Genomic DNA, 16,215 nt, shown 5'->3' with positions numbered 1-16,215 from the left:
TTTTTTATAACGCTAAGCCATATGCGCTAAGTTGCGCTTTAGTATCCTCATAGCTGCTATGGTGAATTCCTTTCAGTCCCAGCCCTTCAGCTACCTGAACAAACAGCATCCGGTCATCAATATAAAGACTCGTCTCCACGTCACTTTGTGAAATATCAATGGCAACCTTAAAAATATCAGCATCAGGTTTACGAAAATGAACAAAGCTCGACGATACAAAGAAGTCGACAAACTCATTCAGTTTGAAAGTATTGATCCGGTATTGGTTTAACTCCCTCCCCTCATTGCTAATTACAGCAACCTTTAGGTTATATTTTTTCTTCAGTTCGCAGATCAGTTCAATCATTTCAGGGTATGGCAACGATTTTTTGAACATGAATTCTTTAAAATCGTCGTAAGAGAAGCTACGGTCTTCAAAGAAAACAATCCGCTCCAGATACTCATCAAGCGTAAGCTTACCTACTTCATAAGTATCAAAAGTCAGGTGATGGCGCTCTTCCAGATCAACTGAATCCAGGTTAAATAAAACTGCTGCTTCACCCCTTGCCTGCCTGTCCCAGCCGTTAGTGAGCAATACCCCACCGATATCAGTAAATAATGTGGTAATTTTTTTCATCTAAGTTAAAGTAAAACGCCTTTTAAAAATAAAACGGCGAAGCTGAAATATATAATTAATCCGGTCACATCAACCAAAGTGGCCACAAAGGGAGCAGAAGAGGTTGCCGGATCGGCACCTAGCCGCTTGAGTAAAATAGGAAGCATAGAGCCACTTAAAGATCCCCATAACACCACAAAAACCAGGGAAACACTAATGGTATTCGCTATTAAAATCCAGTGTTCACCGTATACATTCGGAGCGGCTACATGCCATACTAAAATCCTCAGGAATCCAATCACCCCTAAACACAAGCCCAGCAGAAACCCCGAAGTAATCTCCCTGTTCATTACCCGCCACCAGTCTTTAATCGTTACCTCGCCCAAGGCCATCGCCTGAATAATTAATGTAGATGCCTGCGATCCGCTATTTCCTCCACAGGAAATAATCAGAGGAATAAACAAAGCCAGTACCGTAGCTTTATGTATTTGCCCCTCAAAAAAACCCATTGCAGTGGCAGTGAGCATTTCTCCGATCATCAAAATAGCCAGCCAGCCCACCCTTTTCTTAACCAGATTAAAAATAGAGGTGTCCAGGTAAGGCTCATCCAATGCTTCAGTACCCCCTATTTTGTGCATATCCTCTGTATATTCCTCATTGGCAATCCAAAGGATATCATCAACAGTAACAATGCCTAAAAGAATATTATTTTCATCAACCACGGGTAAGGCCACACGGTTATTCATCCTGAAAATACCAATAGCATCCTCCTGCGGATCATTTGCTTTAAGCGCAATGAAACGTTTATCCGTCAATTCGCCGATAATCGCTTCCGGATCGGCCAGTAGCACTTCCCTGATCCTGATATCGTCGAGCAAAACCCCTTCCCTGTCGATCACATAAACCACATCAATGGTTTCGGAGTTTTTGCCATAACGCCTGATGTGAGCCAAAACCCGCGAAACCGACCATTCAGGCTTTACTGCAATATAATCTGGCGTCATCAAACGCCCGATACTGTATTCATTATAACCCAATAAAGCCAGCGATTCTTTCCGCTCTTCCGGAGGTAAAAGCGTAATCATTTTTTTTACCACATCACCTTTCAGCTCACCAAAGAGCGCTGTCCGGTCATCCGGTGGTAAATCCTTGATAATCTGATTAAGTTTATTGCCCGAAAGTTTTTTAATGATACGCTCCTGAGTAGGAAAATCGAGAATTCTGAAAACGTTTACGGCCCTGTTTAAGGAAATTGTCTCTATGAATCTGGCTGCATATTGTGGAAGTTCATCTATTAATTCTTCAACATCAGAAATATTCAGTCCGTCAAGATATTGCTTCAGCGCCTTATCATTCTCTTTATCAATCAGTTCCTGAACCTCTTCTACAACCATTTCTTCCATAAATAAACTTTAATGTTTTACATGCCCTAAACCTTTAATTGCGGTTCGCAAAGGTGCACTTTTATTTTCTAAAATGCCAATTTTGGCATTAAGCATGCATTAATTTTGAGTAAAGTGAAATCACAACAAAAGAAACCCCTGAACTCAAAAAATGTTTATCTACAGTGTCATTTCAACGGCTCACCAGGGTTAGCTACCCATATCATACTGCAGCCCACTCAGGTACCTGTATAAACCTTTTTCACTGGTCAGTAATTCCTGATGAGTACCTGATTCAATGATGACGCCATTCTCCATTACCATGATTAAATCGGCTTCTCTGATGGTCGATAAGCGGTGTGCAATAATGATTGAAGTACGGCCTTTCATCAATTCCTCCAGGGCTTCCTGTACCAAACGTTCAGATTCCGAATCGAGGGAAGAAGTCGCTTCATCCAATATCAGGATAGACGGATTTTTTAACAGTGCCCGGGCAATCGCAATCCGCTGCCTTTGTCCGCCAGATAGCTTAACCCCGCGCTCCCCAACAACAGTATCATAACCCTCCGGGAATGAAGTGATAAACTGGTGTGCGTTTGCACGTGTTGCCGCCTGAATAATTTCCTCCTGGGTTGCAGAAAGCTTTCCATAAGCAATGTTTTCCAATATCGTACCCCCAAATAACATCACATCCTGCGGTACAATGGCCACTTGTCCCCTTATATCCGCCAGTGAATAGGCATCAGCAGGTTTTCCATCAAATAAAATTTCGCCATGCTGAGGATGATAGAATTGAAGTATTAACCCTGCAGTAGTCGATTTTCCAGAACCACTTGGCCCCACAATAGCCACTTTTTGTCCGGCACTCACCTCAAATGATACATCTTTCAATACCGCTATTTCCGGCCTTGAAGGATAAGCAAATCCAACATGACTAAATGAAAAGTTTCCGCTTATCTTCTGATCTATCACCTCCAGCTTCTCACTGGTTGATACAGCCTCCCCTTCTTCCCCAAGTATTTCAAGAACACGCTCACTTGCGCCAACAGCCTTTTGTAAATTAGCAAACAGCTCGGGAAAGCTACCCAGTGAACTACCCAGAAACATGGCATAAAGTGAAAATTTCAATAGCTCTCCGAAGGTAATTTCATTATGGCTAACCAGAATACAACCGTAACCTACAACAGCCAGCACACTACCAAAAACACATAAAACAATAAAGGAAACAAACATCCCCCTATATTTCGCGCCCTTAATTGCAATGCTTGCTACTTCTCCAATCGCTTTCTTGTATCTTGTAGCTTCATACCATTCGTTTACAAAAGCTTTTACATTCGCAATACCTAACAAGGTCTCCTCCACTATCGTATTCGATTCTGCCATCTTATCCTGCGCCTGGCGCGATATTTTTTTGATAAACCTGCCGAATAACACTGCAAATACTACCATCACAGGCAAAATCAGTAAAAGTGCAAATACCAGTTTTGTTGAAATAACAGCCATAAAAATAATGCCCCCTATCAGTAACACCACTTGCCTGAGCATTTCAGCAAGGGTTGTGGTGAGCGTATCCTGTACCTGCGATAAATCAGCAGAAATCCGGCTGTTCAATTCTCCAACCCGCCTGCTAGAGAAGAAACGCATGCGTAGTGTAATCAATTTGAAATAAGTATCCCGACGGATATCAGCCAGCGACCGCTCTGCAACATTTACAAACCATAATATCCTGAAATACGACACCACGGCCTGTAAAGCCAATACAATGAAGGACAGCAATAGAATGCCGGTGATGGTATGAGGTAAAAAACCATCTGTACGTTTGCCTTGTGCGGTGTCAATCAACGCACCTATAAACGAGGGAAAAGCCAGCCCCACCAGGCTCGACAGAAACAGAAAAAAAAGCGCTGCAATAAATTGCAAGCGGTATGGTTTTAAATAACTAAGTAAACGGGCCACATGGCCCAATGTTTCCTTATTAATTTTCGCTTTTGAAAGTTCAACGCCTAATGCGTCACCACTATTTAATCTCCTTGCCATTATTTTAATTTAACCATAGCGCAGCCGCTACAACACCAATGATCTTCATCGCCTAATTTACATACCGCAGCCAATCACGGTATAAGACGTAGCGGAATGGAAAATACTTTAAATATTTTATCAACAGCTCCAATCTGCACAACTTACCTAAAAATTAGCAACTCCCGTCTTTCACAATCTTCCAAGTTTCAGCCTTCATAAATCCCATAGCTATAGGAGCTATTTAAAAAATTAACAAAACTTTTAAAGCAGTCGCTGTGTTCTAATTCATATCTATTAAAAATATAACTATGGAAAATACACCAAAAACTGTAGAGGTTTTAAACGACCTTATTCAGATTAACAACGATCGTGCAGACGGATTTGAAAAAGCTGCAAAAGACCTTAGCGAAGAAAATATTGACCTGAAAGCGGTTTTCGAAAAACTGGCAACAGGTAGCCGTGAAAATGTAACTGAACTTGCAGGTTTAGTTGGAAGACAAGGTGAAGATCCTACCGTAGGTAATACCATTTTAGGTACTATCCACCGGGCATGGATCGATATCAAAGCCAGTTTTGGTGGCGATGATCGCCATAGCATCCTTGAAGAATGTGAGCGTGGTGAAGATGCCATTAAAAAAGCATACAGAGAAGCTTTGTCTGAAAATGAATTAGGAGAGCAAATCAGAACAGTATTGTTGAAACAACAAGACGGTATCAACGCCAGCCACGATTCGATCAAGGCATTGCGTGATGCACACAAAGCGATATAAAAATACACTTCATGATAAAAAATCCCGTCCAGGTGGACGGGATTTTTTGTTTATATCATTACTGATGATCGTTTCAGCGTATACCTGTCGTTCCAATAACTTCGTGTGAATTATTTTTTACCACTCCTGGGACCGACAGTCAGAAACATGCGTTTTCCCTCCAGTTTAGGCAGAAGCTCCACCTTACCAACGCCTTCCAGCGCCTGAGCAAATTTAAGTAACAGAATCTCTCCCTGCTCCTTATAAACAATTGCCCTTCCTTTAAAATGTACATAGGCACGCACCTTTTCTCCGCTCTCCAGAAATGAAAAGGCATGCTTCAGTTTAAACTGGAAGTCATGCCCGTCCGTATTAGGCCCAAAACGGATATCTTTGATAATCGTCTGCTTAGCCTTCGACTTAATCTCTTTTTGTTTTTTCTTCTGTTCGTAGAGAAATTTACTGTATTCGATAATGCGACAAACCGGGGGCTGTGCATTGGGCGTAATTTCAACCAAGTCCAACCCTAAGGTGGCTGCTGTTTCCTTAGCCTGTTCAAGGGAATAAATTCCCGGTTCTACGTTTTCGCCAATCAGGCGGACTTCTGTTGATAAAATGAAGTCATTGATTTTGTGTTCCGCTTCTTTTTTCTTAAAGGGCATGCGGGCACCCCTGAAAAATCCCGATTTTTTTAAAGCCAAATCTTTATGTTTTAGTTAAACCATTGATCACCCGATCAATTGCGTTACGCTCAATATAATAAATTTAGTTGGATCAGCCGGCCTTGATTGCAGATGATGACTTTCAGTTAAGAATTCTAAAACTCTTTTTATTTTTCCTGAACAATGCTCCCCCGGGCCTTGTTATCATAAAGTAAATCTACTCCCATGAAAAGTCTGGCTAAAATTTTTTTTATAGTATGATTGTTGCTTATAATGGCATTGGGTGGCAGATTATCACCCAACGGGCACATGGCCTTCTTGCAGGTCAGATCTGCGCCAGGTGGAAGTTATCCAACCAGCCATCGCATTGGGTGGAAACGTTAACGGCAACAGCTGAACACGACGATATCTATAACGAGTTTGAACGCGATCCCCTAATCGACGGAAATGGCGCACCCATCAATTTCAAGGCTACCCGTTTCGATCTGGATGCCACATCCAGATTGATGGATATGGCCCTCACTAAGAGCAGGTTTGTAACTTTGCTTATAGCCAGGCACATCGCATTTACCCATGGCGAAGATCCGCTGGCCAGGTCTTTCCTTTCCAGCTTAAAGAAGCAGGAAACAAAGTGGTTGAAAGAAGCCGGCGTATCTGCATCAGAAGCCGACAGCGCTTATCAGCTTTTAGAATTTTGCGATGCCTTTTCGCTTTTGATTTGTCAGGGCGAGATACCACCCGAAAACCGCCATATCGAAATCAGCTCCGGACCAGACGGAGTAGCTTATAGCTTGAGTGAAATACATAAGACCATCGTGGTAAAGCCATGGCCCTTCGATGCAGATGAGTTCACCGTTCGGTATGAAACTAGGACCATTAAACAATTAGAATTTAAAAACAATGAGGCATTCAGAGCTGCACTGAAGGCTGCACCTATAGCATTAACTGAAATCAGGATTGCGGAAAAGGCCTGACGAACAATGGCCGTAGCAACACTAACATGAGCAAATCATAAAAAATAAATAGATGGATTTAAATATCAAAGACAAAGTAGCCGTAATTACCGGCGGAGATTCGGGAATAGGATTGGAAACAGCAAAATTGCTGGCAAAAGCAGGTGCAAAAATTATTCTGGCGGATGTTGAAGAAGAAAAACTAGCCCAGGCCCTGGAAGAATTAAAAAGCGAGGTGGATGGTGTTGAAGCGAAGACAATCACTGTAGATCTGTCGAAAAACGAAAGCGTATTGAATCTTGCCAAAGAGGTTGAAGCGCAGTTTGGACTGGCGCATATCCTGATCAACTGCGCCGGCGCACGTGGGGCAGCAGGCGATTTTCTTACGCTAAGCGATCACGACTGGCAGGAAACCATAGAGGTGGATTTGCTTGGCGCCGTACGCTTATGCCGGGCGTTTATTCCACATCTTCAGCAAAACGGCTGGGGACGGGTAGTACTGGTGGCCTCAGAAAATGCCTACCAGCCTTACGAAGAAGAATCGCCATATAATGCCTGTAAAGCAGGAATCATTAACTTATCCAAATGCCTTTCACGATCCTATTCTAAGGATGGATTACTTTTTAATTGTGTATCACCAGCTTTCATTGCCACACCAATGACAGATGCAATGATGGAAGACCTGGCTAAAGAACGTGGTACAGATAAAAATGAAGCCATTAAATGGTTTCTTAAAAACAAACGGCCAAACCTTGCTGTGGGCCGCAGGGGAAAAACCAATGAAGTGGCGAACGTCATTGCGTTTCTGTCATCTGAATTGGCCAGTTTTGTAAATGGCAGTAACTATCGGGTAGACGGTGGCGCTGTCGAATCTGCATTTTAATGACAACACAACACGAACATAATACCAAAAATACCAGTGCAACAACTAACCGTCCCGCACTGGTATTTTTACACTACTTCGGTGGTGCAGCAATCACCTGGAAATGGGTGATCGAAAATCTTGGGGGAAAGTTCAATTGCGTAGCACTTGATCTGCCCGGTTTTGGGAATACCCCTCCCCTGCCTCAACCCTCAATTCAAGGCTATTCAGATTATATTAAAGGAGCATTAAGGCAACTCCGACTTGAAAGCTACACTCTGATCGGCCATTCGATGGGCGGTAAACTGGCCCTGCAGTGTGCGGTAGATGATCGGGATACCGGAAAAGTCAAACAGGTAATACTGGTGGCGCCATCACCTCCGGGCGTAGAAAAAATGCCTGAAGCACAACAGCAAGCGATGCGATTGTGCCCCGATGAATCTTCAGCAAAGAAGAGTGTTATGGAAAGTATCAATATTGAGCTCAGTGATGTAAAGCTTGAAACGGCCATACTCACCACTCAACAGGTTCACCCTGAAACCCGGAAATGGTGGATAGATAAAGGAATACATCACTCAATTGCTGAATATACCAGGACACTTTCCATTCCGGTTTCACTAATTGTATCCCATGGCGATCCCGCAATCACAGATGCCATGACCAGAGCGGAAACAATTCCAAATCTTCCTGCTACTACAGAAATTATTAACACAGACCGCAGCGGGCACCTGATTCCTCTTGAGGATACCTTATGGCTCTCTGAAATAATTCTTAAAGAAATTTGTTATTAAGTAATCATATCACGCCGGAGTAGTTACCGGATTTTAGTTTGTTTGGTTGATATCATCCAAAGGATCGCTTTTGTGGTCCTTTTTCATCTTAGAAATCTGCTAATAAATAAATTCGGTATTTTGTATCTATTTGCCAGGAAGTTGCCGTAAAAAAAACAAGACAACCGCAAAAAAACGTGCATTGTCTTGTAAGGTTTAAGCTACTTAAAATTCCTCCCCCCGTGAAAGGCATCTTTTGTTGCGTCTTCCCTTACCTGCGTTCTTTTGTTTTGCGCGGGATATGGCGCCGTTTTCTCATCGCCCCTGGCCAAAGTCAATACGGGTAAATTATCCACCTCCCGCTGCACGAGTTTACCCAGCATTTTCGTAAAATCAAAACACTTGCTTACAATGACGTGCACCACCTGGCCTTCGCGCTGCAACCTTCCCTCTACCATCAGCAACCGGGAATGCAGGATTTCCTTTCGGTAAGTTTCAAATAACTTTTCAAACACCACCAGATTAGAATAGCCTGTTTCATCTTCAAGGGTAATAAAGCATACCCCTCCGGCTGTTCCCGGGCGCTGACGTACGAGAACCAGTCCGGCAACCTTAACCAATTGCCCATCGGTAGATTCATTATTCATATGATGGCAGGTACGAATGTTTAGCATATCGAGTTGCGAACGAACGAAACTCACCGGATGGGCTTTGAGCGAAAGACCAACGGTTGCATAATCCTGTACCACATGCTCGCCTTTGCCCATCAATGGTAACTCCACCTGTGTTTCCAGTACACTCTCAGAAGCCTGACCTTTGAAAAGTTCAACCGGCATATCCTGTAAGGCGGAGACTTCCCATAATGCTTTCCGGCGATCCATCCCCAGTGAGCGAAAGGCATCTGCATCGGCTAGCCGCTCCAGGCTGGCAATTGAAACTCCTGCATCACGCAGGGCGGTAATGCTTTTGTAGCCCTCGCCCCGCGCATTCACAAGCGTTTCCATTTCTTCTGCCCTCACTCCACTGATTTGCCGGAATCCTAAACGGATGGCAAAATATTTACCCGATTTTTCTTCAAGCCTGTTATCCCAGGTGGAATAATTGATATCTACCTCGCGGACCTGAACCATATGTTTCTCTGCATCAATTACGATTTGGGCGGGCTGATAAAAGCCCATCGGCATACTGTTCAATAATGCGGTAGCAAATACATCAGGATAATAATGTTTCAACCAGCAGGATACATATACCAAAAGGGCAAAACTAGCAGCGTGACTTTCAGGAAATCCGTAGCTTCCGAAACCTTCTAATTGCCGGAATATCCGTTTCGCGAATTCTTCAGAATAGCCTTTATTCAGCATCCCATCGATCAGCTTCTGCTCATATTGGTTCACCATCCCCTTTAGCTTAAAAGTAGCCATGCTCCTGCGCAGTCCATCGGCTTCTGCAGGGGTAAATCCAGCAGCTACAATCGCGATTTTCATGGCTTGTTCCTGGAATAGTGGGACACCTAAAGTCCTGTGAAGTATGGCCTCCAGTTCTTTCGAAGGATAAACCGGATCTTCTTCTTTATTCCGCCTGCGCAAATAAGGGTGTACCATATCGCCCTGTATAGGACCTGGTCTTACAATTGCGACTTCTATCACCAGATCATAAAACTTCCTGGGCTTTAATCTGGGCAGCATCGACATCTGGGCGCGGCTCTCGATCTGGAATACCCCTAAAGTATCTGCCACACAGATCATATCATAAACATCAGGATCGTCTTCCGGAATATTGGCCAAGGTATATTGCACGCCGTAATGATCCCGGCACAAATCAAATGCTTTACGGATACAGGTGAGCATGCCCAGCGCAAGGATATCTACCTTTAAAAAACCCAGCGCATCAATATCATCCTTGTTCCATTCGATATTGGTCCGGTCGGTCATCCGGGCATTCAGGATCGGGCAAAGATCAGTCAGCTTGCCCTGCGTTACCACAAATCCACCTGTATGCTGCCCGAGCTGCCGTGGGAAACCCATCATCTGAGAGGTGAGTTCCAGGGTCTTCTTCAGGTGGGGATCATTCGGGTTGAGCCCTTGTTCCTTTACACGTTTTCCTTCAAACCATTCATTGGTAAACTCCCAGATGGAACTGGACAAACGGTTAATGGTATCTACGGAAAGTCCCATGGCTTTCCCCACATCCCGGATAGCCCCTTTTTGATGTTGCTGGGTTACGGTAGCCACAATGGCTGCCCGGTCGCGGCCGTATTTATTGTAGATATACTGGATGATCTCTTCTCTTCGCTCATGTTCAAAATCGACATCAATATCAGGTGGTTCATTTCTGGCCGGTGAAATAAAACGTTCGAACAGCAGATCAAACTTCATGGGATTTACCGAAGTGATACCCAGTACAAAGCAGATGGCTGAATTGGCGGCCGATCCTCTTCCCTGGCAAAGGATTCCGCGCGACCTTGCCTCACGCACGATATCTTCTACAAAAAGAAAATAATTGGCATAATCCATCTGCCTGACATATTCCATTTCACGGTTAATCATATTAATCACCTTCTCCGGGATCACCTCCCCATAGTATCCGTGTGCACCTTTCCAGGTCAGGTATTCAAGTTCTTCCATGGGACTTCGCCCGCTTTGGTTAATCTCTTCCGGATACACGTATCTGAGCTCATCAAGTGAAAAATTACAGGCTTCAGCAATTACCGTGGTATTATGGATGGCGCTGGGGTATCTTCTGAACAGACGTTCCATCTCCACTACCTCTTTCATATACCGTTCTGCATTCTGATGCAAACGAAAGCCAGCTTCCTGAATGGTACATTTTTCACGCACACAGGTCAATACATCCTGCAATTCCCGGCGTGAAGGATCATGATAATGGATATCACCAGTGGCCACAACCGGGATGTTATAAATCTCTGAGAGCTGTGAAGTTCTAAAGATGAGTTTATCATCATTACCCATATAAGAGCGGGTGGCGCTGAGGTATAACTGACTTCCAAATGCCTGCTTGTACTCGGCCACTGCGTTGATGAAATCCGCTTCATATTCAAACCGGCGGTTGAGCACTCCCGGCATCACCACTGTAAAAATGATGCCTTTGCTGTGCGCATATACATCTGCCCGTGAGATATGACAGGAACCTTTTTCGGCCCGCATATTGCCCAGGGTTAACAGTGCCGAGAGCCGACCGTAAGCTTCTTTATCAGTAGGGTAAGCCAGCAAAGCTGGCCCATCTAACAGATCCAGTCTGCAGGCAGGAATCAGCTTAACATTGGTTTCCCTGCAGGCCGCATGGGCACGTACGATTCCGGCAAGGGTATTCCGGTCGGTAATGGCGATCTTTTGATAGCCAAACGATTCGGCCTGTTGCACCAGTTCATGGGCATGGGAGGCCCCACGCAAAAAACTAAAATTTGAAGTAATCTGTAATTCGCTATATGCCATAACCTATTCCTTTAAGCAAAAAATCCATGAATAAACCATTGATACTTTTCATCACCACCGTAGTGGCCGGAACGGAAGAGCCAGTAACGGCTACCCTGCTCATCTTCTACCTGATAATAATCCCGGTGCTCACCCTGATCTAACCACCACTCCCGCTCAATCCGCTCAGGGCCATCGGCTTTGGTGACTAGATGACGAACACCATTGTAGATAAAAAACTTCGGCGGGTGATCGGGAATCAGTGCCATCACTTCTATGGGTGCAGGATTCTTTAGCAGCTCAGTAGGCCGGGGCTTATCCACGCGCCAGCCGGATAAGGGTTTTTCGGTGATGGATGCAGCGCGAAAAACTGACCGTTCGGGCCAGAACCTGGTTGCCGGCAAATATCTTTGTATGGCCTGCGGACCAACCTTTCCTGCTACCCGGTCTAAAAGCCGGATCACACTCTGATCATCCAATCCGGGTGTGGAGGTCCACATCTCTTCCTGGGCGATTTGCACCTCATCTACTTTGCTCGCATCGAGGACAAAAAGCTCAATCCCCAATCCCGGACGGATCTGATCGATCTTCAACTGAAAAAGCTTAAAAAGATGGCTGATGCTATGGGTGGCAGCGCTGGTGCCGATAGAAACCTGCACCATTTTGCCATCAATACGATAACCAGTCAGCATTCCGGCACGTAGCCCTTTGCCTTCTGTCTGCATGCGTTTACACAGATTTTCCAACATTTTAGTAATGGCAATTTCTATACCCACCTTGGTTTTAATCGGCTCCAGGCAGGCCAGCCTTTCGCTGAAAGGAACCGGTACTTGTAGCGGCACGATTACTTCTGTTTCAGTACCAATGGCCTGGGCCAGCCGCAACAGGAAATCTTCGCCAAAGCGCCTGCGTAAAATGGAGCGGGGCATGCCGATAAAATTTTTGATCTGATGAAAGCCCAGTTTACGCAGTTTCGCCAGCGTGAATGCTTCAAGTCGCAGCGCGTCGGGCTCAAGCGCAAGCAATGCATCCACCTGCCCCCCGGAAGGAATTAATGGGGTAAGCTTGCCATAATGAGATACTGCCCAGGCAGCACCAGGTGTATCAGCAATGGCTAAGCGGGCCGTATATCCTTTACTTTTTAAACGGGAAACAATTTCTTTAAGATATTGCCGCTCGCCACCCCAAAGGTGCGCGCAGCCTGAAATATCCAGCAACAGGCCATTCATACCAAACTCATCAATAGCGACAATTGGTGAATAACGAACACACCACTCTCCTAGTCCTTTAAGTAAGTTTCTTGCCCGGCCAGGTTTATCATCAAGCACATCCAGTCCCGGACAAATGGCCTTTGCATCGGCTGCGCGCATACCCACTTCAATCCCAAAGCTGAAGGCTAACGGACTTACAGCGGTGATCATCAACCTTCCATGATCAGGCGCTGCAAAAACAAAAGGTACTTCAGCAAGTTCCGGACGGCGGATAAGCTGCCAGTCAACCAGCAGCTGGCGGAACCATATGGAAACAAAACGCTTTTGCATCATCACTATCCAATTTGCCTCTCCTCCAGGTCAGACCACATTATTGGTGTTTGAACTTGCTTCACTTCTACAAATCTTTCTCCTGCCCATTCCAGTATGAAAATACCGGGGTTACCATTGCGCACTTTTAACAGTTCTACCTGCCAGAGCGGGAAACCAAGCCCGGGCATCCCGTCTTCGGTATGTGAAGGCAAGGGACTTATTTTCCACCTTGCAGTGGCAACCGTACTGGCTTTTTTGTTTCCATCCTTACGCAGTATAAACCCGGTTACCCCACTGTTTTCTACAGCAAGCTGTAACCTTCGGGATTCAATCAGCGATATATTATTGACTTCTGCCACCACCGCAGCAAGGCCTTCACATTTTAAAGCTTCTTCCGTTATCCAGAGCACTTGCTTTTCTGTCTGCACATCCATAAAGATGATCCGTTCGGTTTCAACATTAAAAAGGCCTAAGGAAGCAGGGAATAAATTCCGGGAGGTACTGACCCAAACGCAGGCGGCACCGTTCTTCATGAGTACGGAAAGCAGCCCGGCAATAAATCCATCGCTGGCAGCTGCGTGTTCAGGAAAGAGCGTGATAAATTCATGGATGGCTTTTTTGGGAAATACGCCTCCAGGGAAGGCATCTTCGATTTCGCCAAGTCCGATGCGCTCAGCTTTGCCGGCAGATTTAGGCTTAAAGCCTTGCCAAAGCAGGATATCCTGCTGCAGTTTTTGAACGATATCTTTTTTAGCTCCCATGATTAATGCATAATTATAATACTAAATTAAATAGTAATATAAAATTACACAACAAACATAAAGCTAATTTTGTTAGCAAACAGAAAATGTGGAAAAGATATGATTTGTCACTTCCGCTATGTAACTGTTAATTGTAAACCGGGTTTAAAGAGTCGTCAAAGGCATTCTCGCTTAAAAAAGCCGGTTTAAAAGCATTTAAACCGGGTATTATTTGGCGTTAACCAAATTAGAACCAAGTAATATACATGTTATAACCAATTAAGAACCCTGTAAAACATTATCCACGATTATGAATGATAGCTGACTGTGGCGTTCTAAAGCAGTCACGTCTTACCCGATAAACAATTTTATTACAATTTATAAAAGTATGAAACTAGTCATGCTTAGCGCATGCTTGTGATTTAGTGACCAAGGTTTTTAATAAGTTAGTCAGATCAAACTTTGGGTAAACTGTAACCGTTATGATACTTGGCCAGCAGGTATTTATGGTTAACCTGTTTGTCTGTAAACTCGTGTTTAGCATTGTCCCATGATAATTTTTGTCCGCTTCTGAAGGCAATATTTCCCATTTGAGCAACGGTAGCTACATGCGCAGCATCCTGTATAGAGCAGTTTAGTTCTTCTTTTTTCCTGGATCTGATCACACTAAAGAAATTGACCATATGATTGTCTAATCCATTATCTGATGATTTAATAAAAGGCTTGCTCACTTTATTTCCACTTACCTTTTCCTCAATAACTTCCCAGCCTTGCCTGTTGAGGATCAGTGTGCCGTTGTTGCCAATATAGGCAATCCCATGGTTGCGGTTATAAGAGCCATTATCAATACCCATAGCAGAGTCCCATACCATGTTGAACTTATCAAACTCATATAAGGTGGTCAGCGTATCAGGCGTTTCTTCATACAAATCAGGATAAGCAAAGCGGCCACCTAATGCAGATATGGTTTTTGGTACAGGAGAATTCATACCCAGCAAGCCATAATCCAATAAATGCACTCCCCAGTCGGTCATTAACCCACCGGCATAATCCCAGAACCAGCGGAAATTGAAGTGATATCTGCTGGCATTGTATGCTCTTTTATTCGCCGGTCCAAGCCACATGGCATAATCAACGCCTGCAGGAGGTAATGTATCAGGTACTACCGGAGCGGGTTTCATCCAGCCCTGGTAACACCATACTTTCACCGTTCTGATATTTCCAAGCTGGCCGCTCTTTACAAAATCAACAGCATCTTTAAAATGTTGCTGACTGCGCTGCCATTGACCCGCCTGCACAACCTTATTGTATTTTTCCTGTGCTTTGACCATGGTACTGCATTCAACAATGGAGTTGCCGACGGGCTTTTCAACATATACATCTTTTCCTGCCTGTACGGCATGAATCATCATCAGGGCATGCCAGTGATCAGGTGTTCCGATAATTACGGCATCAACATCTTTATTATCAAGCAGCGCACGATAATCTGTATATCTTTTTACTTTTGCGGCGTCAACATTCATCAACTTTAATTCGGCCATCCTTTCATCAAGCACGTTTGCATCACTGTCACACAGGGCGATCAGATTTACGCCTGGTACTTTGAGGGCCGCTTTGAGGTCAGACCATCCCATGCCTTTGATTCCTATAACACCAATATTGATTTGGTCGTTTGCACCAATAGTCTTATTAAAAAGGGCATAGGCAGGATTGTCTAAAGCAGAAAGCATGGCGGTGGTTCCCACTGCGGTTGCAGCATAGTTAATGAATTTTCTACGGTTTAGCATTTATATTTGGTTTACGGTTTATACTGACAGTAAATTACAAAATAATAAGTGGAGCCTCCAAGAAATATCGTTAAAATCAATAAGAATGTTACTCATTTCTAAAGCCAAAACATCACTTCACGTGCTGTTGCGCCACTATTGTTTTCCAGGTTATAAAGAAAAAAGTCGCCCGGTTTATCAGAAAAACCAACTATCTTAAAATGAGGGATTTAGCAGTAACGAATGTAAATAAAAAAAGGGATGATTTAACAATCGTCCCTTCAAGTGTTCCCAGAGGGATTCGAACCCCCATCGGTGGTACCGGAAACCACAATTCTATCCATTGAACTATGGGAACTTTGAGCCGCAAATATATGACTTTAGATTACAATTACTAATGTTTTGATGCTAATTTTCTACAAAAACTTGGATGCTGGAACTATCGGAAAATCAGACAAAATCTAACAATACTATCACAACCGATAACGCGATCAATTAACCCCGTATCTCAATTACCCTGGTACCTCAGCTCATAATAAAAATCGGGCACCTACGGCAAAGGAGGCATGAAAGATTCACTAAAAACCAAACCTACAGGTTGTGTTAATTTTGTAACGGTTTTGAAACATTGTATAGCAGTTCCTGTTGTTAAGCCAAATTAAAAATGAACAACATGAACATGAAATTTACAAAATCAACAATGTTGATTGCTTTATTGGGCCTGTCGTCGCAATTATTTGCACAAGACGCTAACATGACTTCC

General features: G+C 44.0%; 12 protein-coding genes and 1 tRNA gene. 4 read left to right on the top strand and 9 right to left on the bottom strand.

Translation table 11 applies throughout. The features are described from left to right. Window positions 1–4: 4 nt before the first annotated feature. The 3 genes from R2Q80_RS16375 to R2Q80_RS16365 all read right to left on the bottom strand — a co-directional run bounded on the left by R2Q80_RS16375 (window position 5) and on the right by R2Q80_RS16365 (window position 4,014). The gene (locus R2Q80_RS16375) at window positions 5–616 is read right to left on the bottom strand and encodes an HAD hydrolase-like protein (RefSeq protein WP_316800635.1); all 612 of its coding nucleotides are present in this window, start codon (window positions 614–616) and stop codon (window positions 5–7) included. A 5-nt stretch (window positions 617–621) separates the two neighbouring features. Beyond that, window positions 622–1,998 carry a magnesium transporter gene (gene mgtE, locus R2Q80_RS16370; protein ID WP_316800634.1) on the bottom strand — a complete coding sequence of 459 codons (1,377 nt, stop codon included), beginning with the start codon at window positions 1,996–1,998 and terminating at the stop codon, window positions 622–624. Window positions 1,999–2,187: 189 nt separating this feature from the next. Beyond that, window positions 2,188–4,014, bottom strand: coding sequence for an ABC transporter ATP-binding protein (locus R2Q80_RS16365; protein WP_316800633.1), 1,827 nt, complete (start codon window positions 4,012–4,014; stop codon window positions 2,188–2,190). Window positions 4,015–4,304: 290 nt separating this feature from the next. Here R2Q80_RS16365 and R2Q80_RS16360 point away from each other — a divergent pair, with 290 nt between their 5' ends. Continuing rightward, window positions 4,305–4,766, top strand: coding sequence for a PA2169 family four-helix-bundle protein (locus tag R2Q80_RS16360; protein WP_316800632.1), 462 nt, complete (start codon window positions 4,305–4,307; stop codon window positions 4,764–4,766). Window positions 4,767–4,876: 110 nt separating this feature from the next. Here R2Q80_RS16360 and infC read toward each other — a convergent pair whose 3' ends face one another. Then, window positions 4,877–5,446, bottom strand: a complete 570-nt coding sequence (gene infC / locus R2Q80_RS16355; RefSeq protein ID WP_316800631.1) for a translation initiation factor IF-3 — start codon at window positions 5,444–5,446, stop codon at window positions 4,877–4,879. Between the two features lie 218 nt (window positions 5,447–5,664). Here infC and R2Q80_RS16350 point away from each other — a divergent pair, with 218 nt between their 5' ends. The 3 genes from R2Q80_RS16350 to R2Q80_RS16340 are packed head-to-tail and all read left to right on the top strand — an operon-like array spanning window position 5,665 to window position 8,013. Further along, the gene (locus tag R2Q80_RS16350; RefSeq protein ID WP_316800630.1) at window positions 5,665–6,381 is read left to right on the top strand and encodes a DUF3891 family protein; all 717 of its coding nucleotides are present in this window, start codon (window positions 5,665–5,667) and stop codon (window positions 6,379–6,381) included. A 52-nt stretch (window positions 6,382–6,433) separates the two neighbouring features. After that, complete coding sequence (locus tag R2Q80_RS16345; protein WP_316800629.1) at window positions 6,434–7,243, top strand: SDR family NAD(P)-dependent oxidoreductase; 810 nt, start codon at window positions 6,434–6,436, stop codon at window positions 7,241–7,243. Beyond that, complete coding sequence (locus R2Q80_RS16340) at window positions 7,243–8,013, top strand: alpha/beta fold hydrolase (RefSeq protein WP_316800628.1); 771 nt, start codon at window positions 7,243–7,245, stop codon at window positions 8,011–8,013. Before R2Q80_RS16345 ends, R2Q80_RS16340 begins: the two co-directional genes overlap by 1 nt. A 200-nt stretch (window positions 8,014–8,213) precedes the next feature. Here the strand turns inward: R2Q80_RS16340 and R2Q80_RS16335 are convergent, their stop codons facing one another. The 5 genes from R2Q80_RS16335 to R2Q80_RS16315 form a co-directional block, all read right to left on the bottom strand. Further along, a complete protein-coding gene (locus tag R2Q80_RS16335) occupies window positions 8,214–11,444 on the bottom strand; it encodes an error-prone DNA polymerase (protein ID WP_316800627.1) in 3,231 nt (1,076 codons plus the stop codon). Window positions 11,445–11,455: 11 nt separating this feature from the next. Continuing rightward, window positions 11,456–12,967, bottom strand: coding sequence for a DNA polymerase Y family protein (locus R2Q80_RS16330; protein ID WP_316800626.1), 1,512 nt, complete (start codon window positions 12,965–12,967; stop codon window positions 11,456–11,458). 2 nt (window positions 12,968–12,969) lie between these two features. Continuing rightward, window positions 12,970–13,707, bottom strand: a complete 738-nt coding sequence (locus R2Q80_RS16325; RefSeq protein WP_316800625.1) for an Error-prone repair protein ImuA — start codon at window positions 13,705–13,707, stop codon at window positions 12,970–12,972. A 434-nt stretch (window positions 13,708–14,141) separates the two neighbouring features. After that, window positions 14,142–15,473 carry a Gfo/Idh/MocA family oxidoreductase gene (locus R2Q80_RS16320; RefSeq protein ID WP_316800624.1) on the bottom strand — a complete coding sequence of 444 codons (1,332 nt, stop codon included), beginning with the start codon at window positions 15,471–15,473 and terminating at the stop codon, window positions 14,142–14,144. 265 nt (window positions 15,474–15,738) lie between these two features. After that, window positions 15,739–15,810: transfer RNA gene (locus R2Q80_RS16315), tRNA-Arg, on the bottom strand. Window positions 15,811–16,215: the final 405 nt, after the last annotated feature.

The organism is Pedobacter frigidisoli (assembly GCF_032678525.1).
Classification (GTDB): domain Bacteria; phylum Bacteroidota; class Bacteroidia; order Sphingobacteriales; family Sphingobacteriaceae; genus Pedobacter; species Pedobacter frigidisoli_A.
The sequence above is the reverse complement of the archived record's forward strand: the minus strand, read 5'-3'. Positions and strand labels throughout refer to the sequence as shown.

What these genes read in the sequence shown, in the direction of transcription:
- R2Q80_RS16345 (WP_316800629.1), top strand. Translation starts at nt 6,434, where the DNA reads ATGGATTTAAATATCAAAGACAAAGTAGCCGTAATTACCGGCGGAGAT.
- R2Q80_RS16325 (WP_316800625.1), bottom strand. Translation starts at nt 13,707, where the DNA reads ATGGGAGCTAAAAAAGATATCGTTCAAAAACTGCAGCAGGATATCCTG.
- R2Q80_RS16340 (WP_316800628.1), top strand. Translation starts at nt 7,243, where the DNA reads ATGACAACACAACACGAACATAATACCAAAAATACCAGTGCAACAACT.
- R2Q80_RS16365 (WP_316800633.1), bottom strand. Translation starts at nt 4,014, where the DNA reads ATGGCAAGGAGATTAAATAGTGGTGACGCATTAGGCGTTGAACTTTCA.
- mgtE (WP_316800634.1), bottom strand. Translation starts at nt 1,998, where the DNA reads ATGGAAGAAATGGTTGTAGAAGAGGTTCAGGAACTGATTGATAAAGAG.
- R2Q80_RS16350 (WP_316800630.1), top strand. Translation starts at nt 5,665, where the DNA reads ATGATTGTTGCTTATAATGGCATTGGGTGGCAGATTATCACCCAACGG.
- R2Q80_RS16360 (WP_316800632.1), top strand. Translation starts at nt 4,305, where the DNA reads ATGGAAAATACACCAAAAACTGTAGAGGTTTTAAACGACCTTATTCAG.
- R2Q80_RS16335 (WP_316800627.1), bottom strand. Translation starts at nt 11,444, where the DNA reads ATGGCATATAGCGAATTACAGATTACTTCAAATTTTAGTTTTTTGCGT.
- R2Q80_RS16330 (WP_316800626.1), bottom strand. Translation starts at nt 12,967, where the DNA reads ATGATGCAAAAGCGTTTTGTTTCCATATGGTTCCGCCAGCTGCTGGTT.
- R2Q80_RS16375 (WP_316800635.1), bottom strand. Translation starts at nt 616, where the DNA reads ATGAAAAAAATTACCACATTATTTACTGATATCGGTGGGGTATTGCTC.
- R2Q80_RS16320 (WP_316800624.1), bottom strand. Translation starts at nt 15,473, where the DNA reads ATGCTAAACCGTAGAAAATTCATTAACTATGCTGCAACCGCAGTGGGA.